Annotated in this window: 18 protein-coding genes; 8 read left to right on the top strand and 10 right to left on the bottom strand. The window is 67.3% G+C overall.

Translation table 11 applies throughout. The annotated features are described in order from the left end of the window. Positions 1–331: 331 nt before the first annotated feature. Positions 332–1240, bottom strand: a complete 909-nt coding sequence (locus G3N99_RS14645) for a transporter (protein ID WP_206122734.1) — start codon at positions 1238–1240, stop codon at positions 332–334. Positions 1241–1402: 162 nt separating this feature from the next. Beyond that, on the bottom strand, positions 1403–2326 hold the full coding sequence (locus G3N99_RS14650; RefSeq protein WP_174934748.1) for a LysR family transcriptional regulator: 924 nt from the start codon (positions 2324–2326) through the stop codon (positions 1403–1405). A gap of 118 nt (positions 2327–2444) precedes the next feature. Between G3N99_RS14650 and G3N99_RS14655 the strand changes: the two genes are divergently transcribed. The 5 genes from G3N99_RS14655 to G3N99_RS14675 are packed head-to-tail and all read left to right on the top strand — an operon-like array spanning position 2445 to position 7498. Then, positions 2445–3326, top strand: coding sequence for an intradiol ring-cleavage dioxygenase (locus G3N99_RS14655; RefSeq protein ID WP_174934750.1), 882 nt, complete (start codon positions 2445–2447; stop codon positions 3324–3326). Next, on the top strand, positions 3323–3625 hold the full coding sequence (locus G3N99_RS14660) for a Dabb family protein (protein ID WP_174934753.1): 303 nt from the start codon (positions 3323–3325) through the stop codon (positions 3623–3625). The genes G3N99_RS14655 and G3N99_RS14660 overlap by 4 nt, the downstream gene beginning before the upstream one ends. A 7-nt stretch (positions 3626–3632) precedes the next feature. Beyond that, positions 3633–4700, top strand: coding sequence for a maleylacetate reductase (locus G3N99_RS14665; protein ID WP_206122735.1), 1068 nt, complete (start codon positions 3633–3635; stop codon positions 4698–4700). Positions 4701–4750: 50 nt separating this feature from the next. After that, a complete protein-coding gene (locus tag G3N99_RS14670) occupies positions 4751–6406 on the top strand; it encodes a bifunctional 3-(3-hydroxy-phenyl)propionate/3-hydroxycinnamic acid hydroxylase (RefSeq protein WP_206122736.1) in 1656 nt (551 codons plus the stop codon). 15 nt (positions 6407–6421) lie between these two features. Continuing rightward, positions 6422–7498: an alpha/beta hydrolase gene (locus tag G3N99_RS14675; RefSeq protein WP_206122737.1), complete on the top strand. Its 1077-nt coding sequence runs from the start codon at positions 6422–6424 to the stop codon at positions 7496–7498. A 48-nt stretch (positions 7499–7546) separates the two neighbouring features. Here G3N99_RS14675 and G3N99_RS14680 read toward each other — a convergent pair whose 3' ends face one another. Next, positions 7547–8278, bottom strand: coding sequence for a transporter substrate-binding domain-containing protein (locus tag G3N99_RS14680; protein WP_174987215.1), 732 nt, complete (start codon positions 8276–8278; stop codon positions 7547–7549). A 69-nt stretch (positions 8279–8347) separates the two neighbouring features. Continuing rightward, the gene (locus tag G3N99_RS14685; RefSeq protein WP_206122738.1) at positions 8348–9508 is read right to left on the bottom strand and encodes a pyridoxal phosphate-dependent aminotransferase; all 1161 of its coding nucleotides are present in this window, start codon (positions 9506–9508) and stop codon (positions 8348–8350) included. Between the two features lie 167 nt (positions 9509–9675). On the opposite strand from G3N99_RS14685, the gene G3N99_RS14690 reads away from it, so the two are divergent. Continuing rightward, positions 9676–11109, top strand: coding sequence for a PLP-dependent aminotransferase family protein (locus tag G3N99_RS14690; protein WP_206122739.1), 1434 nt, complete (start codon positions 9676–9678; stop codon positions 11107–11109). A gap of 32 nt (positions 11110–11141) precedes the next feature. Here the strand turns inward: G3N99_RS14690 and G3N99_RS14695 are convergent, their stop codons facing one another. Then, positions 11142–11582 (bottom strand): nuclear transport factor 2 family protein, encoded by a 441-nt coding sequence (locus G3N99_RS14695; protein WP_174934767.1) that lies wholly within the window; start codon positions 11580–11582, stop codon positions 11142–11144. A gap of 50 nt (positions 11583–11632) precedes the next feature. Beyond that, positions 11633–13657: an NADPH-dependent 2,4-dienoyl-CoA reductase gene (locus G3N99_RS14700; RefSeq protein ID WP_206122740.1), complete on the bottom strand. Its 2025-nt coding sequence runs from the start codon at positions 13655–13657 to the stop codon at positions 11633–11635. A gap of 151 nt (positions 13658–13808) precedes the next feature. On the opposite strand from G3N99_RS14700, the gene G3N99_RS14705 reads away from it, so the two are divergent. Both G3N99_RS14705 and G3N99_RS14710 read left to right on the top strand, forming a co-directional pair. Further along, entirely contained in the window at positions 13809–14345 is a 537-nt protein-coding gene (locus tag G3N99_RS14705; RefSeq protein WP_174934771.1) for a PadR family transcriptional regulator, read from the top strand. A 22-nt stretch (positions 14346–14367) separates the two neighbouring features. Next, a complete protein-coding gene (locus G3N99_RS14710; protein ID WP_206122741.1) occupies positions 14368–15012 on the top strand; it encodes an SGNH/GDSL hydrolase family protein in 645 nt (214 codons plus the stop codon). Positions 15013–15075: 63 nt separating this feature from the next. Here G3N99_RS14710 and G3N99_RS14715 read toward each other — a convergent pair whose 3' ends face one another. The 4 genes from G3N99_RS14715 to G3N99_RS14730 all read right to left on the bottom strand — a co-directional run. Continuing rightward, complete coding sequence (locus G3N99_RS14715; RefSeq protein ID WP_174934775.1) at positions 15076–16056, bottom strand: NADPH:quinone oxidoreductase family protein; 981 nt, start codon at positions 16054–16056, stop codon at positions 15076–15078. Positions 16057–16204: 148 nt separating this feature from the next. After that, on the bottom strand, positions 16205–18034 hold the full coding sequence (locus tag G3N99_RS14720) for an acyl-CoA dehydrogenase (RefSeq protein WP_206122742.1): 1830 nt from the start codon (positions 18032–18034) through the stop codon (positions 16205–16207). Between the two features lie 107 nt (positions 18035–18141). Beyond that, positions 18142–18909, bottom strand: coding sequence for a class II aldolase/adducin family protein (locus G3N99_RS14725; RefSeq protein ID WP_174934778.1), 768 nt, complete (start codon positions 18907–18909; stop codon positions 18142–18144). Between the two features lie 68 nt (positions 18910–18977). Beyond that, positions 18978–20747 (bottom strand): molybdopterin cofactor-binding domain-containing protein (locus G3N99_RS14730; RefSeq protein ID WP_206122743.1); only part of this gene is annotated, 1770 nt, incomplete at its 5' end.

Here is a 20747-nt window from a genome sequence, read left to right on the forward strand (position 1 = left end):
CATGCCGCTCGTCCGGCGCGGGTGCGGCCGCTTCGGCGGCCATCGCGCCGGAGGTCGCCATCGCGCAACCCAGCAGGGTCGTGCAGCCGCGTGCGCGCCACGCGCGGGTGGGCCGGCGCGGCGCGACAGCGTGCCGCTCCCCGCGCGCCGGCGTGTTCCTGGTTTTCGTCACGTCGTATCGATCTTCGTATGGAGTCGCCGCGCGCGGCCACACCGGTAGCCCGGGCGGCCGGCGACGCAAAACGTCAGATGATACAAAATATCAACCCGACCCGTCAGGAATTTGTCAGGTTGTGCCGACCGCCCTGCCGACGGGCGTCGCGCGCCGCGCCTACAACGGGAAACTGAACTGCACCCAGAGCTTGTCGCCCTGCGGCCGGTTGCGCACCGCGAACTCGTGCTGGTATTTCACGACCACGCCCGACGCCGGCCCCCACATGTAGCGCAGCTGCGGGCCGATCGCGACCGATTGCCCGCGAAAGCCGTCCGACGCAACCTTGACGCCGTCCTGCGTATCGTCGGTGAACTGCTTCAGGAGCGTGCCCTGCACGCCGAGCTGCACGCGCCGGTCGATCGAATAGCCGATCAGGTAGTCGAGCACGGCGACCGCCCCCGAGTGGTACCGCGTCGCATGGTTCGGCGAATTCAGCTCCAGCAGCGTGGTCGTCGAGATCTCCCAGTCGCGGCCTGGAAACCAGGTCGTGCTGACGTACGGCAGGAACGCATACGTGTTCAGCCCCGTGTTCGCGATCCGGTTCACCGCATACGCGCCGGTCGGCACCGCGAACGACGGCGAGAAGAACGCGAAGAAGGTCTTCGAGGCGTTCGCATAGTTGAGCATGAACGGCTCGAGGATCACGTCGCCGAGCGACGTGCGGTTTCCCGTCCCGCCCGGCGTCGACAGATGCAGGTGCACGATCGGTACGATCGCGCTGCTCGACAACGAAAACGGCCCGAAGGTCGCGCCCCAGGTGTGGACCACGCGCGGCGTCTCAGCGACAACGCTCAGGTGGAACCCCGGCACCGCGCTGCCGCCGTCCGGCCCGGCAAACCGGTTCGATGCCGAGTACAGCGCGTAGTTGAAGTACTGCGTGTTGCCGGGCGGCGGAAGCAGCCCGTTCAGCACCGTGTTGACGCCGAACGGATAGCTGATCTGCCCGTTCTCCGTGGCCGACGCCGGAACCTGAATGGCTCCGGCGATCAGGAGTGCCAACGGCACCCGTCGCAATGCGAATTTCATGTCGTCTCCAGACCGGATTGTTATCGTGTAATCGCGAGCCGGGCATCGCAGGCCCGGGGAGACGCAATGTAAAGCGCACGACAGCGGCGAAAAAGACGACGTTCGGGAGAACAGTTCTCCGTCACACGGAGAAATGCGCGACGGTGCAGCGCCGGCCTGCGATCAGCGGCCGACTTCCTTCCATTTGCGCGCGAGCCCGAGGCGTTCGAACCGTTCGATCAGGAACTCGGTGAACACGCGGATCTTCGCCGGCTGGTGACGGCGGCTCTGGTACGCGATGTTGACGGTGAGCGCCGGCAGTTGCCAGTCGGTGAGCACCGGCACCAGCTTCCCCGCGACGATATCGTCGTGAATGATGTAGAGCGGCTGGATCAGGATGCCGAGCCCGGCCAGCGCCGCGGCGCGGATCACCTGCCCCTCGTTCGCATCGAGCACGCTCTTGATCGTGACCGACTGCTTCTTCGCGCCGTGGCGGAAATGCAGCACGTACGGATCGTTCGCGAGGTTGTAGACCAGCAGCCGGTGATCGCACAGCGCATCGGGCGTCACCGGCGCGCCGTGCTTCGCCAGATACCCGGGCGACGCGGCCAGCACGCGCCGCGTCTCGGCGAGCTTGCGCACGGTGATGCCCGAATCCGCTTCATGCTCGCGCGTGCGGATCGCCACGTCGATGCCGGCCTCGATGAAATCCGGATAGCGGTTCGCCGCGACGATCTGTACGTTCAGGTTCGGATAGCGCCGGTGGAACTCGGGCAATGCGGGCGCGATATAGATCGACGCGAACGAGACCGAAGCGGTCACGCGCAGCGTGCCGGCCGGATTGACGCTCGCTTCGTTGACCGCCGCATCGGCTTCCGACAGTTCCATCAGGATCGCGACACAGCGCCGGTGATATTCATGCCCGGCGTCGGTCAGCCACAGGCGCCGCGTGGTGCGCTCGACGAGCCGCGCACCCAGCCGTTCCTCCAGCGCGTTCAGGCAGCGGCTCGCCGCCGCGCTCGACATCCCGAGCCGCTCGGCGGCCTTCGACAGGCTGCCCAGTTCGGCGACCTGCACGAAAAATTCGATCTGCGTCCACTTGTCCATGCGTTCGATTCTTCCACTTGGCGGAGAACAAAACTCCTCCAAACCATCTTTTTTACGATTCAAGGAGGAATTAATGTTACGTCAACGCGCCATCCAACGACATCAGGAGACACCCCCTATGCGCAATCTCAACGAAGACACCATCACGCAGGCCGTGATCGCGTCGCTGGGCGGCTGTCGCGACGAGCGGTTGCGCACGGTGATGACCAGCCTCGTCCAGCACCTGCACTCGTTTGCCCGCGAGACGAAGCTCACCGAAGCCGAATGGCAGACCGCGATCGGTTTCCTGACGGCGGTGGGCCACATCACCGACGACAAGCGCCAGGAGTTCATCCTGCTGTCCGACGTGCTCGGGCTGTCGACCCTCGTCACCGCGCAGAACCATGCGAAGCCGGCCGGCTGCACGGAGGCGACCGTATTCGGTCCGTTTTACGTCGAAGGCAGCCGCGATTTCGGGATGTTCGACGACATCGCGAACGGCGCCTGCGGCGAGCCCTGCTTCGTGTCGGGCCATGTGCGCGGCATCGACGGCATGCCGATCGCGCACGCATCGCTGGAAGTCTGGCAAGCCGACGAGGACGGGCACTACGACGTGCAGCTCCCGGCCGACGACGGCTCGGTCACGCACCGCGCGCGCGGCCGGTTGCGCACCGGCGCCGACGGCCGTTACGCATTCCGCTCGATCCTCGCCGAACCGTATCCGATTCCGCACGACGGCCCCGTCGGCGCGATGCTCGATGCGCTCGGCCGTCATCCGTGGCGCCCCGCGCACCTGCACTTCATGATCGAGGCGCGCGGCTACGAAACGCTGATCACGCACGTGTTCCGCGACGGCGACCGCTATCTCGACTCCGATGCGGTGTTCGGCGTACGGTCGACGCTCGTTGCGGACTGGGTGCGGCACGCGCCCGGCATCGCACCGGATGGCTCGCGCATGGACACGCCGTTCTACACGCTCGATTACGACTTCGTGCTCAATCCCGCGGAGCGCACCGCATGATCCGCCACGTCGTGATGTGGAACGTCGCCGGCGCGACCGAACCCGAGCGCGCGGTGGCACGCACCACCGTCAAGACCGCCTTCGAAAGCCTGCGCGGCCGGATTCCGGGCATGACGCACCTCGAAGTCGGTGCGGATTTCAGTGCGGCCGATTACGCGTGCGACCTGATTCTCGTCGCCGACTTCGAGTCGCGCGAAGCACTCGACGCTTACGCGACGCATCCCGAACACACACGCGTACGCGACGCACTGACGGGCCTGCGCATCGCGCGCCACCAGGTCGACTACGCAACGGAGTGACGACGACATGAACTTCATCTACCAGGCCCGCCCCGCCCGTGTGATCTTCGGCGCAGGCAGCCTCGAGCATCTCGAACGCGAAGTGCTGGAACTGGGCGCGCAACGCGCGATCGTGCTCTGCACGCCGGAACAGCGCGACCTCGCGCAACGCATCGTCGAGCGGCTCGGTGCGCGCGCGGCCGGACTCTACGATCGCGCAACGATGCACGTGCCGATCGAGATTGCCCGCGATGCGCAGGCGTTCGCCAAATCGTGCAATGCCGACTGCGCGATCGCGATCGGCGGCGGCTCGACGATCGGCCTCGGCAAGGCGATCGCACTCGAAAGCAGCCTGCCGATCCTCGCGATACCGACCACGTACGCCGGCAGCGAGATGACGCCGATCTACGGCCTCACCGAAGGCGGCCTCAAGCGCACGGGCTCCGATGCACGTGTCCTGCCGAAAACGGTGATCTACGATCCCGCGCTCACCGTCACGCTGCCCGTCGAGCTGTCCGTGACGAGCGGCCTCAATGCGATCGCGCACGCGGCGGAAGGCCTCTACGCGAACAACGCGAATCCGGTGATGAGCCTCGTGGCCGAAGAAGGCATTCGCGCGCTCGCCCGCGGCCTGCCCGGCGTGCGGCGCGACCCCGCCGATCTCGACGCGCGCAGCGACGCGCTCTACGGCGCGTGGTTGTGCGGCATGGTGCTCGGCAACGTCGGCATGGCGCTGCACCACAAGCTGTGTCATACGCTCGGCGGCAGCTTCAACCTGCCGCACGCGCCGACCCACACGGTCGTGCTGCCGCATGCGCTCGCGTACAACGCCGCGCACGCGCCGGACGCGATGCAGCGGATCGCCCGCGCGATCGGCACGAACGACGCCGCACGCGGCCTCTACGCACTGGCGCTCGACAACGGCGCGCCGGTCTCGTTGAAGGCCATCGGCATGCAGGAAGCCGACCTCGATCGCGCCGCCGATCTCGCGGCCGCCAATCCGTACTGGAACCCGCGCCCGATCGAACGCGACGGCCTGCGCGCGCTGCTGCAGGACGCCTTCGACGGCAACCTGCCCGGCTCGACCGCGCGCTGAATCGAACACACGACAGACCAACAAACGCCCCCGTCATGGAGACACCCCGCATGAATACCGAATCGAGCGCCCACGGCGACAGCACCGTCGAACACTGTGACGTCGCCATCGTCGGCTACGGCCCGACCGGCCTCGTCGCCGCATCGATGCTGGGCCGCGCCGGCCATCGCGTGATCGTCCTCGAACGCTGGCCGACGCCCTACGGCCTGCCGCGCCTCACGCACATCGACGGCGAAACCGCACGCATCGTGCAGGCGAGTGCCGACGTCGATCACGCGCTGCGCAATGCGAAAGCCGTCGACACCTACCACTACCGCGATGCGAACGGCGACCTGCTGCTCGAACTGAACTGGACCGGCCGCGCGTGCGGCTATCCCGCGCACATCTCGATCTACCAGCCCGACATCGAGGACGCGATCGATGCGCGCGCCAGCACCTTCAAGAACGTGACGATCCTGCGCGGCTGGGAAGTCGACACGCTGCTGCAGGACGACGACGGCGTGACGCTGACCGCGCATCCGGCGCGCGGCAGCCAGGACGCGCAATGGACCGGCGCGCCGCGCGCCATTCGCGCCCGCTACGTGATCGGCGCCGATGGCGCGAACAGCTTCGTGCGCCGCACGCTCGGCATCGAACGATCCGATTTCGGCTACAACGAGCGCTGGCTCAATCTCGATTCGGAGAACAAGCGCGACCTGGGCGACTGCTGTGCGCGCACGACGATCTACTGCGATCCGGCGCGCGCATACATGCACATGCCGATCGGCACGAAGCGCACGCGGTTCGAACTGCGCGTGCTGCCGGACGAATCGACCGCCGAATGGGAAACGGAAGAAGCCGGCTGGAAGTGGCTCAACGACCACTACGGCTACGGCCCGGACGACCTGAAGCTGCTGCGCCACGTCGTCTACACGTTCGAGACGCGCATGGCCGAACGCTGGCGCGCCGGCCGCGTGCTGCTCGCCGGCGATGCGGCGCACACGATGATGCCGTACATGGGACAAGGCGCGTGCTCCGGCATGCGCGACGGCATCAACCTCGCGTGGAAGCTCGACCTGGTGCTGACCGGGCGCGCCTCCGCCGACCTGCTCGACACGTTCGAAGCCGAGCGTCGCCCGCACGTGACCGCGATCACGCAGATGTCGCTGTTTCTCGGGCAAGTCGTCAACGAGGACGATCCGCGCAAGGTCGCCGAGCGCGACGCGGCATTCCGCTCCGGCAACATGCCGCCGATGCCGCCGCTCCCGAAGCTCGACCACGGCATCCTGCACGACGAAGCCGACGGCACGCGCCAGCCGACGACCGGGGCGCCCGCGCCGCAGGGGCGCGTGCGCCGCGGCGCGGCCGAGGGCCGTTTCGACGATGTGGTCGGCCGGGGATTCCAGCTCGTCGCGCGCGAACACCCTTCCCGCTACCTCGACGACGCGCAGCGTGCGTTTCTCGCGCGGCTCGGCTGTCACGTGGCCGTGCTGTCCGACGACGTGAGCGCACCCGATGCCGTGGTCGACCTCGACGGCGAGCAGCAAGCGTTCATGCAGGCGCACGGGATCGGCGCGTATATCGCGCGGCCCGATTTCATCGTGTTCGGTTCGGTGGCCGACCTGCGCGACCTCGGCACGCTCGTCGATGCACTCAGCGACAAGCTGCACTGGTTCGCCGCATCGACCGAGCCGTCCGCGGCTTCGGCGGCCGTCACTCACGTCTAGTAAGGAAACCTACGCATGACGACCGAACTGTCACCGTTCGCGCTGTCCCTGCAACGCGCGATGCCCGTCACGCGCTTGCTCGACTGCGGAATGGACTATGCGGACGCAATGGCGCTGCACGCGCGCACGTCCGCAGGCGAACCGTGGGACGTCGCGGCCGAAGCACTGGCCGACGCGCAGCTCACGCGTGCCGCGCAGGCGGCGGAAGCCGGCCACCTGGTCACGGCCGCCGACGCACAGGCGATGGCGATCGCGAACCTGCTGTTTGCGCAGATGGCGTTCAATCATGATGTACCGCGCAAGCGCGCGCTCTATGCGCGGCTCGTCGACGCGTCGCACGGTCTCGCGCGCTGGTCCGACAAGCGCATCGAACGCGTCGAAGTGCCGTTCGGCGATGCGCACCTGATCGGCTGGCTGGTCCGGCCGCCGACCGAACGCGTCCGCGGCACCGTCATCCTCTTCGGCGGCCAGAGCGGCTGGGGCTTCGCGTACTGGCCGATCGCACGCGCGCTCGCGGCGCGCGGCGTCGCCACGCTGCTCGCCGAAGGGCCGGGCCAGGGCGAGACGCGGCTCGAACAGCGGATCTTCGTCGACGTCGACATGAGCGCCGCATACCGGTGCTTCGTCGATGCTGCCATCGATCGCGTACCCGGGCCGATCGGCATCTGGGGGAACAGCATCGGCGGGTTGTGGGCCGCATCGACCGCTGCGAGCGACCAACGGATCGCCGCCTGCTGCGTGAACGGCGCACTCGCGGCGCCGACGCTGCTGCCGTTCCGCACGTTCGTCGAACAGGCTGCAGCCATGCTCGGCAACGACGATCCCGATGCGGTCGCGGCGAATTTCGCGCGGATGAGCTTCTCGTCCGAACGCGACCGCATCGCGTGCCCGCTGCTGGTGCTGCACGGCGGCGAAGATCCGCTGATCCGGCTCGACGATCAGCAACCGTTTCTCGATGCGGCGACGTCCAGCGAGACGACGCTCAAGGTCTGGCCGGACGGCGAGCACACGATCTACAACCACGCGTCCGAGCGAACCGCGTTCGTCTGCGACTGGTTCGTCGAGCGGTTCGCGCAAGCTGCGGCTGAATGATCACGCGTGCGGGGTCGACCGTGGGAACGGCCGACCCCGCGCGCGACATTACGACTTCGCGCCGCCGTTCTCCACCACGCCGTCGATTTCCGCATGCGTGAAACCGTACTTCGCCATCCGCTCGCGATGATCGGCCGAGCCGAGATACTCGCGCAGCTTCGCGTTCACGGCCTGCACGAGCGTGTCGCTGTTCTGGCTGAACGAAAATCCGCCCACGGGCGCGGCCTCACCCGCGCCGCGCTCATGCGAGACGGCCTCCAGCCGCTCGTCCGTGTCGGCGACCGCGCGGGCCCCGATCGCGGTGCTCGCGAACGCGTCGACCTGCCCTGCAAGCAACGCGGCCACTGCGTCGGGTTGATCCTTGAAGATGACGATCTGAGCGTCGCGCACGCCGGCCGCCCTGGCCGAATCGATCTGCACCTGGTCGGTCACGCACGCCAACCGCGCATCGCTGCGCGCCGCGATCGCCGCGTAACTCGTCAACTGCTTCGGGTTGCCGGCCTGCAGCACGAAACCGTCGCCGATCGCCCACACCGGGACGCTGAACGTCACATGCCGTGCGCGTTCGGCCGTCACGAAGATCGGCACGTTCATGTCCCAGCGCCCGGCCTGTACGCCCGGCAGCAGCGCCTCGAACGACGTCGGGTGATATTCGATTTCCGTCACGCCGATCGCACGCAGCACCACCTCGGCCACCTCGACATCCGCGCCGGTCACGGTACCGTCTTCTGCCGTCCAGTAGAACGGCGGCTCCTCGATGTACGCAATCCTTACCTTCATGGTGTCACTCCTGACTTTCAATGATGTTCGTCGCGCCCGGACGCCGGGCCCCCGATTCATGCAACCGATTCATGCAACCGCTGCATCCATCGCCCGAGACAGCGCCATCAACGCAGACGGCAGTCGCTCCAGTGGCAGATAACCGAACCCGAGCCTGAACACGCGGCTGCTTTCGCCGAACCACGTCCCTGAAGCGAGCTGCACGTCGTGATCCGGCAACTTCTGCCAGAAGCGCGACACGGCCTGCTCGTCGAAAGCATCCTGACGCAACCGCACGCAGCACAGTGCGCCCGCATCGGGCCGCACCCACTCGACCCGCGCACGCTCACGTTCGCACCAGCCCGACACGACATCGAGCGCGCCCGCAAGCAGCCGGCGACGGGGCGCAAGCACGTGTTCGCGGTGGCGCAGCACGGTCGCCGCCAGCGTCTCGTCGAGCACCGAACCCGAGATCACCGTACTCAGTTTCGCGACGAGCAGACGCGCCCGAAGCCCCGCATCGGCCACCGTGAGCCACCCGGTCCGCAGACCGGGCGCGCCCAGCGCTTTCGACACCGACGACCCCGTGACGATGCGCGGATCGACACCCGCGAAACTGGCTGCCACGGCCGCATCGCCGTAGCTTGCTTCGCGATAGGTCTCGTCGATGAACAGTATCGCGTCCGGGCACCGTTGCGCCATCAGCGCCAGCAATGCATCGATCTCCGCGCGCGACGCCTGCACGCCGCCCGGATTCTGCGGGGATGCGATGCTGACCAGCCGCGTCTTCGACGACAGGCTCGCGTCGAACTGCGCGAGGTCCAGCCGGTAGCCGTTCTCGAACGACAGCCGCACTTCACGCACCGTTGCCCCGGCGCCGACCAGGCAGTCTCGACTCGGTGGAAAGCAGGGTGTCGCCAGCACGGCCTCGTCGCCGGGCCGGCACACTTCATAGGCCAGCAGAAACAGCCCGAGCGCGGTGCCTTGCGTCGTCACGATCTGCTCGGCACGCACATTGCAGGTGTCGGCAATCGCATCGCGCAACACCGCTGCACCCGCCGACTGACTGTAGCCGAGCTTCAGGTTGCGGACCGCTTCGACGCCGGCCAGATCCAGCAGCTCGCCGACCGTCAGGTCTTGCGACGTGCTCTCCGCCAGGTTGAACGTCCGGTTCACGTCGAGCAGCGAGATGATTTCGTTGTACGGAAATCGTCCGCGCCACCCGCCGGAATGCGTTTGTGTCGTCTGCATGGGCAAGCCTCGCAATGGCCGATCGATGGATCGGATCACCGCCATCGTAGCGCCCGCACAAAAACCATAACAGCCACAATTTTCTGCCGATTGAACCGACACAATTAGGCGTGGCGAGATCGCGTCGAACGGTCGATAATCGGACACTCCCCTGCCGCTGGTACCCCATGGAAACGCAGACGTCATTCCGCTACAGGCAGCTGGCCGACCTCATCGTCGGCATGATCGAGAACGGTACGCTGGCGCCGGGCACCCGGCTGCCGTCCGTGCGTACCGTCAGCGAACAGCAGCGCATCAGCGTGTCCACCGCGCTGCAGGCATACCGTCTGCTCGAAGATCGCGGCGTGCTCGTATCGCGGCCGCAGTCGGGCTTCTATGTCGCGGCCGCGCGCGGCGACACGCTTGCCTTGCCGAGCGCATCGCGTTCGCGCGCGAAGGCATCGACGGTGTCGATCAGCGGCGCAGTCGCCGCGATGCTCGAACATGCGGCCAACTCGGCGCTCGTGCCGCTCGGATGCGCGGTGCCCGATCCGGCGCTGCTGCAATCGAAGCGGCTCGACCTGGCCCTCGCCCGCGCGGCGCGCCAGCATGGCACGCGCTACAACGTCTATTGCGCGCCCTACGGCGAACCGGCGCTGCGCCGCGAAATCGCGCGGCGGGCCATGCGCTTCGGCCATCCGCTGTCCGCCGACGACATCCTCGTCACGAACGGCTGCACCGAAGCGTTGACGCTCGCGCTGAATGCGGTGGCAACGCGCGGCGATACGATTGCGGTGGAATCGCCGACCTACTTCGGCCTGCTTCACACGCTGGAGGCACTGGGACTGAAGGCGCTGGAGTTGCCGACCGACCCGCTGCGCGGTGTCGAAGTCGGCATGCTCGCGCAGCGGCTCGAAGCGGAATCGATCGCCGCCTGCGTGCTGTCGTCGAGCTTCGGTAATCCGCTCGGCTCCGCGATGAGCGAGGACGACAAACGGGCGCTGCTTGCCCTGCTCGCACGCCATCGCGTGCCGCTGATCGAAGACGACGTCTACGGCGACATCCACTTCGGGCGAGATAGGCCGAGGCCGTTCAGCGCGCTCGACAGCGGGGCCGATACGATCTACTGCAGTTCGTTCTCGAAAAGCCTCGCCCCGGGATACCGGATCGGCTGGATCGCGGCGGGTGCGCGCACTCGGCAGGTGATGGAACGCAAGCTTGCGCTCAGCCTGTGCGGCCCCGTGTTGCTGCAGGTCGCGGTGGCCGACTTCCTCGCGAGCGGCGCATACGATGCACATTTGCGCCGCATCCGGCGCGTGTTCGAGGACAACCTGGCGCGGATGACGCGCACGATCGAGGCCAGCTTTCCGGCCGACACGAAAGTAAGCCGGCCAGCCGGCGGATTCGTGCTCTGGCTCGAACTGCCGAAGCGATTCGATTCACGCGCGCTGTTCGATGCCGCGCTCGAACAAGGTATCTGCTTTGCGCCGGGCGACATCTTCTCCGCCAGCCGGCGCTTTCGTCATTGCCTGCGCCTGAGCGCGGGGCATGTGTGGAACGAACACATCGAGGACGGCGTCCGATGCCTGGGTCGGCTCGCACGGGCTCAGCTCGCGCGCTGAACGCGGCGGCCACCGCGCCGCAATCGCCCTGCTCAGCTACCGATCTTGAACGCCGGCAACTGCTGCGCGAGCCGCGCGCCCATTTCCGTACCGAGCGCCTGCAGCGCATTGAACGGCCGGATCATGACCTCGAATTCGACGATCCGCCCTTCGTCGTCGAAGCGGATCATGTCGATCCCTTTCAGCGCCTTGTCGCCGACGGCCGCGCTGAACTCCAGCACCACGCTCTTGCCGTCGTCGGTGACGAACTGCCGGTAATAGGTGAAATCCTGGAGGATCGTGATCACCGTGCGCAGCGCCAGCAATAGCGCGGGCGCCGGCCCGTAGGGCTTGAACGCCATCGGCGAACGGAACACGGCGTCCGGATGGACGATCGATTCCAGTGCGCCAAAATCCTTGCGTTCGATCATCGCATGCCACTTGTCGAGCGATTGCGCGACGGCGGGTTGAAGATGCAGCGGTGCGTTCGTCATCGAAGACTCCTGTATCGTCGGGCGGAAAAGAAGCGAATCGGTTTCAAATCTCAAAGGGTGGCGGCCAGCGTCGTGCCCTGGTGAATCGCGCGTTTCGCATCGAGCTCGGCCGCTTCGTACGCGCCACCGATCACGTGCACCTTGCGCCCGGCGGCCTCCAGCTGTTCCGCCAGTTCGCGCAACGGCTCCTGTCCCGCGCAGATCACGACGTTGTCCACCGGCAGCGTCTGTTCGACGCCGTCGATCGTCACATGGAAGCCATCGTCGTCGATGCGCCGGTAGGTCACCGCCGACGACATTCCGACGCCGCGCGCCTTCAGCCCCGTGCGGTGGATCCAGCCGGTGGTCTTGCCGAGCCCGTCGCCGACCTTCGACGCCTTGCGCTGCAGCAGATGAATTTGTCGCGCCGCCGGTTCGGGGTGCGCGTGGCGCAAGCCGCCTGCGTTCGCATACGACGGGTCGACACCCCACTCCGTGAAGAACCGGCCCGCGTCGACGTGCTCGGCGCCCGCGCGATGAACGAGGTATTCCGCGACGTCGAAGCCGATTCCGCCGGCGCCGACGATCGCGACGCTGCTGCCCACGGCCTGGTCATCGCGCAACACGTCGAGATAGCCGAGCGTCTTCGCGTGCCCGACACCATCGATCGGCGGCGTACGCGGCACGATGCCCGTCGCGATCACCACTTCGTCGAATTCGCCTTGCAGCAGCATCTCGGCGGTCGCACGCGTATCGAGGTGAAGCGTCACGCCGCGCAGTTCGATCTGCCGGCGGAAATAGCGCAGCGTCTCGTTGAATTCTTCCTTGCCGGGCACCTTCTTCGCGATGTTGAACTGGCCGCCGATCTCGGCGCCGGCTTCGTACAGCGTCACCGCATGACCGCGCTCGGCCGCGGTGACCGCGAAGCCGAGGCCAGCCGGCCCGGCGCCGACCACGGCGATCCGCTTGCGCTGCTGCGCCGGGCGAATCACGAGCTCGGTTTCATGACACGCGCGCGGATTCACGAGACACGACGTGATCCTGCCGCTGAACGTATGGTCGAGGCAGGCCTGGTTGCAGCCGATGCACGTGTTGATTTCGTCCGCGCGCCCTTCCCGCGCCTTGCGGACGAACTCGGCATCGGCGAGGAACGGCCGCGCCATCGACACCATGTCGCAATAGCCGTCGGCGAGCAGTTGCTCGGCGACTTCCGGCGTGTTGATCCGGTTGGTCGCGACGAGCGGGATGCCGACCTTGCCCATCAACTGCCGCGTGACCCATGCATACGCGGCGCGCGGCACCTTCGTCGCGATGGTCGGAATGCGCGCCTCGTGCCAGCCGATACCCGTATTGATGATCGTTGCACCGGCCGCTTCGATTGCCTGTGCGAGCCGGATCACTTCGTCGAGCGTCGAGCCGCCTTCGACGAGGTCGAGCATCGACAGCCGGTAGATCACGATGAAGTTCGTGCCGACCCGCTCGCGCACGCGTCGCACGATCTCGACCGGGAACCGGATGCGGTTCTCGTAGGCGCCGCCCCATGCGTCGTCGCGATGGTTCGTGCGCGCGGCGATGAACTCGTTGATCAGGTAGCCCTCCGACCCCATGATCTCGACGCCGTCGTAACCGGCATGCTGCGCGAGCGCCGCGCAGTGCACGAAATCGGCAATCGTCTCGTCGACTTCATCGCTGCTCAGCGCATGCGGCGTGAACGGGTTGATCGGCGCCTTCAGCGCACTCGGCGCGGCGAGCGCCGGGTGATACGCGTAGCGCCCGAAATGCAGGATCTGCAGTGCGATCTTGCCGCCCTCCGCGTGCACCGCACGCGTCACGACACGGTGACGCTCGGCTTCCGCTTCGTTCGTCAGCATTGCACCACCCGGCGCCGGACGGCCGCGCTCGTTCGGCGCGAATCCGCCCGTCACGATCAGGCCGGCTTCGCCGCGCGCGCGCTCGGCATAGAACGCCGCCATTCGCTCGAAGCCGTTCGGTGCTTCCTCGAGGCCGACGTGCATCGACCCCATCAGCACTCGGTTCCTGAGCGACGTGAAGCCGAGCTCGAGCGGGGTCGTCAGATGCGGATAACGCGATGTCATGGGGTGTCTCCATTTTTTATGCAACAAGTTGCACAGATAGTAGTTCACCCCTTTCGTTTACGCAACCCGTTGCATAAACGCATCCAGCATCTTGTACCGTGGCCCCGATATGGCAAGATGCGGTTCATTCCGCGGCCTCCTCCGATCCGACATGTCCCTGCCCCACGCACTCCTCACCGCCCTCGCCGAACGCCCGGGTTCAGGCTCCGAACTCGCCGACCGCTTCGATCGCTCGATCGGCTATTTCTGGCAGGCGACGCACCAGCAGATCTATCGCGAGCTGGGGCGTCTCGAGGAAACGGGCTGGATCGAATCGCTGCCGGCCGAATCGGGGCGCGGCCGCAAGCGCGCGTACCGGATCCTGCCGGCCGGCAAGAAGGAGTTGCGGCGCTGGATCGCCGAACCGGAAGATCCGACGCCGCTGCGCGAAGCGCTGATGGTGCGTCTGCGCGCGGAAGCGGTGCTCGGCCCGGCCGGCCTCGAGGACGAAATCAGGCGACGCATCGCGCTGCACCAGGAAAAGCTCGACCTGTATCTGCAAATCGAGGCGCGCGATTTTTCGGAAGACGCCGATTCGCGCACGAAGCGCCTTCAGCATCTGGTGCTGCAGGCCGGCATCGCGAACGAGCGGTTCTGGGTCGAATTCTCGCAGCATGCGCTCGACGTGCTGCGCTCGCCGAAAGACTGACCGACTGACGGAGCAAATGACGATGACGCAGAAAACCGTGCTCTGCTACGGCGATTCGAACACGCACGGCACACGCCCGATGACGCGTGCCGGCGTACTGGACCGGTTTGCCCGCGAGGAACGCTGGACCGGCGTGCTGGCGCAAACGCTCGGTGCGAGCTGGCGGGTCATTGAAGAAGGGTTGCCCGCGCGGACGACCGTGCATGACGATCCGATCGAAGGCCGGCACAAGAACGGTTTGTCGTATCTGCGCGCGTGCCTCGAAAGCCACTTGCCGGTCGACGTCGTCGTGCTGATGCTCGGGACCAACGATCTGAAGACACGCTTCTCCGTCACGCCCGCCGATATCGCGACGTCGGTCGGCGTATTGCTTGCCGAGATCGCTGCGTGCGGTGCGGGTCCGTCCGGTGCGTCACCGAAGCTCGTGCTGATGGCGCCTGCGCCGATCGTCGAGGTCGGCTTCCTCGGCGAGATCTTCGCAGGCGGCGCAGCGAAGTCGCGGCAGCTCGCGAAGCGGTACGAACAGGTGGCAAACGATGCCGGTGCGCACTTTCTCGACGCCGGCGCGATCATCGAGGTGAGCCCGGTGGATGGCGTTCACTTCGCGGCCGATCAGCATCGTGCGCTCGGGCAGCGGGTCGCCGCCCTTCTGCAGCAGATTGCGTAACGCGCTCGAGCGCTAAACCGCAACCGCGCGGCGTCCACCGGCACGACGCGCGCGGAACGCCGGTTACGCGTCCGGCAGGATCACCACCTTGCCCTTCACCTGCCGGTTCGCCATCCGCGCGATCGCGTCGGTCGCACCGGCGAGCGACACGCGCTCGGTGATCGCAGGCCGCACCTTGCCGGCTGCGAACCATTCGGCAAGCAGGCGCATGTTCGCGACATGCTGCTTCGGGTCGCGGCGCACGGCATCGCCCCAGAACACGCCCAGAATGTCGCGCTCCTTGAGCAGCGCCAGGTTCAGCGCGATCTTCGGAATCTCGCCGGCCGCGAAACCGACCACGAGGAACCGGCCGTGCCAGGCGGTCGCGCGCAACGCCGCCTCGCTGTAGGCGCCGCCCACCGGATCGTAGACGACGTCGGCGCCGCGCCCGCCGGTCAACTCGTCCACACGGCGGCGCAGGTCTTCGGTCGCATAGTCGATCGTCTCGTCGGCGCCCGCCTCACGACACAACGCCAGCTTGTCCGCACTCGACGCGGCCGCGATCACACGCGCGCCGAGCGCCTTCGCGATCTCGATCGCCGCGAGGCCAACGCCGCCCGCCGCGCCCAGTACGAGCAACGTCTCGCCTTCTTGCAGCCGCGCCCGCTGCTGCAATGCGTGCAGCGACGTGCCATACGCGAGCACCAGTGCCGCGCCCTGCTCGAAGGTCATGCCCGGCGGCAATGCGGCAATCTGGTGCACGTCGGCCACGCACTGCTGCGCGAACCCGCCGTGCCCGGTGAACGCGACCACCGAATCACCCGGCTGCCACGCGGTCACGCCCTCACCCACCGCGTCGATCACGCCGGCAAATTCCGCGCCCGGCGAAAACGGCAGCGCCGGCTTCACCTGGTACAACCCCTGGACGATCAGCGCGTCGGGGAAATTGAGCGACGCGGCCTTCACCTGCACCCGGACCTGGCCCGCGGCCGGTTCGGGAATCGCCACGTCCTCGATGCGCAAGCTGTCGATCGGGCCGAATGCGGTACACAACAGGGCTTTCATGTTCGTCTCTCTCCTTGTGCGGCGTGGCCGCGCATCGAGTCATCCTGCGGGGCAGGCCCGCACGGCCGGTTCACGACGAACCCGCGACAGCCGACGGAATCGGCATCCGCGACATCGTCTGCATTCCGGAATGTTGGTGAAGCAATGATCAGAACCACGCGTCGCGCATGTCGAGCGTCGTCGTGTCGACGCTCGCGAGCAGATCGAGCTGCGCATCCACTTTCGGCAATTCCCAGTTGAAGAAATAGCGGGCCGCCGCACGCTTGCCGTCGTGGAAATCGTCGGCCTGCCCGTGCGCGGCGAGCGTTACGTCGAGCCACAGCCACGCGACGACGACATGGCCGAACGCTTCCAGATAGACGCTCGCGTTCGCGAGCCGCGCCTGCGGATCGCCGATCGCGCCGAGTTGCCGCGTGACCTCGACCAGCCGCGCCCAGCGCTGCGCCAGTGCATCGGCCTGTTCGCGCAGGCCGGCATCGAGCGTGCGTGCACGTTCGACGGTCGCGCCGATCCGTGCATCGAGTGCGTGCAGCAACGCGCCATCGTCCTGTGCGACCTTGCGGCCCAGCAGGTCGAGCGCCTGGATCCCGTGCGTGCCTTCGTGAATCGGATTGAGACGATTGTCGCGATAGAGCCGCTCGACCGCGTAATCGCGCGTGTAGCCATAGCCGCCGTGCACCTGGATCGCGAGGTCGTTCGCAGCGAGACACCACTGCGACGGCCAGCTTTTCGCGATCGGCGTCAGGATGTCGAGCAGGCGCGTAGCATGGGCGCGCACGTCCGCGTCGTCGTGCGCGCGTGCTTCATCGACCAGCTTCGCGCAATACAGGATCAGCGCAAGACCGCCTTCGACATAGGCCTTCTGCGCGAGCAGCATGCGCCGCACGTCGGGATGTTCGACGATCGGCGCCTGCGGCGCGGCGGCATCCTTGCCCGCCGGCCCGAGCGGGCGCCCTTGCGGCCGGTTGCGCGCGTAGTCGAGCGCGTGCAGATAACCCGTGTAACCGAGCGCCACCGCGCCCGCGCCGACACCGATGCGCGCTTCGTTCATCATGTGGAACATATACGCGAGGCCGTGGTTCGGCTGGCCGACCAGATAGCCGATCGCGCCTGCGCGCCCTTCCGGACGGTAGCGCGTGCCTTCGCCGAAGTTCAGCAGGCAGTTGGTGGTGCCACGGTAACCCATCTTGTGGTTCAGCCCGGCGAGCACCACGTCGTTGTGCTCGCCCTGCGCCGCGCCGTCGGCGCCCGGCAGGTACTTGGGCACGATGAACAGCGAGATGCCGCGCGTGCCGGGCAGCAGCCGGCCGTGTTCGTCGGGAATCTTCGCAAGCACGAGATGGACGATGTTCTCCGTCAGCTCGTGTTCGCCGCCCGAGATCCACATCTTGTTGCCCGTCAGCCGGTAGCGCGGGCCGAGCGGCGAGTCGCCTTCGAAATCCGCGCGCGTCGCGATGTCGGACAGCGACGAACCGGCTTGCGGCTCGGACAGGCACATGGTGCCGAGGTAGCGCCCTTCCAGTTCCGGGCGCGCGAACGCGTCGATCTGCGCGGGGCTGCCGTGCGCGACGAGCAGGTTCGCGTTGGCGACGGTCAGGAACGGATAGGCGGCCGTTGCGATGTTCGCGGCCTGGAAGAACAGGAACGAAGCGGCTTCGACCAGTTTCGGCAAGCGCATGCCGCCGAGCGCTTCGTCATGGCCCGCGGCGATCAGCCCGGCATCCGCAAAGGCGCGCACGGCCGGTGCGACGTCCGGGATCAGCGTCACGCGCTCGCCGTCGAACTGCGGCTCCTCGCGATCGCCACGCGCCGCATGCGGCGCGAACAGGTCTTCGGCAATCCGCTCGCTGGTATCGAGTACCGCGTCGAACGTCTCGCGACTGTGCTCGGCGTAACGCGGCAGCGCGACGAGCGCTTCCGCGTCGAGCCAGTCATACAGCAGGAACGCGAGATCGCGTCGCGACATCAACAAGCTCATCGTGCTGCCTCCCGGGGCCGGCTTCGTCAGCCGAATGAAGGGTTCCGTGACCGCTAGTGCTGGCAGGAATTTAGCACGGTCGTTCTAAAACGACAACGACGGATGCGCTAGTCCGCGTAACCGGGATTGCGCCGATCGAGCCGGCGCAGCAGGCCCGGCCAGACGAGCGCCCCGGCGCCCATCCCGCGCGTCACCGCGGCGATCTGCTGCTTGATGCCGTCGAGAATCGGCTGCGCGATCGGCAACAGCGCCGAGCCGCCCGCCTGCGCACGGACCTGGATCATGCAGGCTGATTCGAAGAAGTACATCGCGACGAACGCGTCTGCCGGCGTCGCGCCGACGGTCAGCAGGCCGTGGTTGCGCAGCATCAGGTTCGTGTTGGCGCCGAGGTCGTGCACGAGGCGCGCCTTCTCGCCCTCGTTGAGCGCAATGCCCTCGTAGTCGTGATAGCCGAGCGACGCCAGCACGCCGAGCGACTGCTGCGACAGCGGCAGCAAGCCCCCTTCCTGCGCCGACACGGCGACGCCGTTGATCGAATGCGTATGCATCACGCACAGCGCGTCGTCGCGGGCCGCATGCACCGCGCTGTGGATGGTGAAGCCGGCCGGGTTGATCTCGTAAGGTGATTCGGACACCTTGCGTCCGTCGAGGTCGACCTTCACCAGCGACGATGCGGTGATCTCGTCGAACATCATCCCGTACGGGTTGATCAGGAAGTGGTGCTCCGGGCCGGGCACGCGCGCGGAAATATGGGTGAACACGAGATCGTCCCAGCCGAACAGCGCGGTGAGGCGGTAGGCCGCCGCCAGGTTGACTCGCGCATCCCATTCGGTGGGGGAAACTGCCTGTTTCACGCTGACATCGGATGAGGCCACGTCGACACTCCTTGTTCAAGGATGGATGCGTACCGGGCCGCACGACGCGGCCCGGCCTGGGGATTGTGTCACCCTGCGCGGGGCTTCGCGAGCTGATCGGCAACCGGCAGGCTGCGGATGCGCGTGCCGGTCGCCGCGAAGATCGCATTGGTCAGCGCCGGCGCAACGGGCGGCAGGCCCGGCTCGCCCACGCCGCCGAGCGGCGTCGCGAAATCGTCCGGCGCGACGAGATGCACGCGGATTTCACGCGGCGCTTCGTTCATGCGCAGCACCTGGAAGCCGTTGAAGTTGCTCTGCTCAGGATGGCCGTCCTTGAACGTGATCTCGCCGTGCAGCGCGATGCCGAGCCCCATCACCACCGCGCCCTCGAGCTGCGAGCGTACCCGCTCCGGATTGACCTGCGGCCCGCAATCGATCGCGATGTCGACTCGCGGCACCGTGATCTTGCCGTCGGCATCGACCTGCACCTCGCACACCGCCGCCGTATACGACACGAAGCTGCGATGCGCGGCGATCCCGAGCCCGTGCCCCTTCGGCAGCTTGCGCCCCCAGCCGGCTTCGCGCGCGACCGTCTCGACCACGCGCCGCAGCCGGCCCGTATCGACCGGATACAGCGCCGGATCCTCGCCGTAGTTCACGTTCTTCACGGTGATGTGCGGCTCGAAACGCCGCGCGGGCCCGATCAGTTCGAGCAGGAAATCCTTCGGATCGCGGCCGGCCGCGTGCGCCAGCTCCGACACGAAGCTCTGGATGCCGAACGCATGCGGGATGTTGTAGACTGAGCGGAACCAGCCGATCCGCGTATGCGCTTCCGCGGCCGGATTCTCGATCCGCACGTTCGGAATCGCGAACGGCAGGTCCGCGATCCCCTGCGCAAGCTCGCCCGGCTGCTCATGCACGACGCCGGCCCGGAACGTCGACTGGATCGACGGCGCGACCGTGCGATGCTGCCACGCGACCACTTTCCCCGATGCATCGATCCCGCCGTCGAACGCCTCGAGCGACACCGCGTGGAAATAGTCGTGCGCGATATCGTCCTCGCGCGTGAACGTCAGCTTGACGGGCGCGCCGACCGCCTTCGACAGCAGCGCCGCCTCCACCACGTAGTCGGGCTTCGACTTGCGGCCGAAACCGCCGCCGAGCAGCGTCACGTTGACCGTCACGCGCTCCGTCGGCAACCCGAGCGCTTTCGCGACCTCGTCGCGCGTGGTCTGCGGCGCCTGCGTGCAGGTCCACACTTCGCAGCGGCCGTCCGCCACGCGCGCGACGGCCGCGGGCGGCTCCATCGTCGCGTGCGCGAGATGCGGGATGTAGTACGTCGCGCGCACGCGCTTCGCGGCGCCGGCCAGCGCTGCCGCCGCATCGCCATCGTTGCGGATCACGTCGCCCGGTTGCGCGGCAGCCGCTTCGAGCGTCTTGCGATAGGCGGCCGAGTCGTAGTTCGCATTGGGCCCACGCTTCCAGTCGATCTTCAGCTGCGCGCGCGCCTGGATCGCCGTCCACGTATCGCGCGCGACGACGGCTACGCCGCCGAGCGGCTGGAAACCGGACGGCAGCGGTGTTGGCGCGAGCTGCACGACCTTGACGACACCCGGCAGCTTCTCCACGGTCGATGCGTCGAACGACGCCACCGTGTCTCCGTAGGCCGGCGGTCGCGCGACGAGCGCATACAGCATCCCGTCGAGCCGCGTGTCGATCCCGTAGTGCGCGCGGCCGCCGACGATATCGCGTCCGTCGATCAGCGCCGTTTCGCCCTTGCCGATATAGCGGAATTCGGCCGGCGCTTTCAGCACCACCGTTGCCGGATCCGGCGCCGGCAGCGCCGCCGCTTTCGCCGC

This window comes from Burkholderia sp. Ac-20392 (assembly GCF_017104585.1).
GTDB classification, from domain to species: Bacteria; Pseudomonadota; Gammaproteobacteria; order Burkholderiales; family Burkholderiaceae; genus Burkholderia; species Burkholderia lata.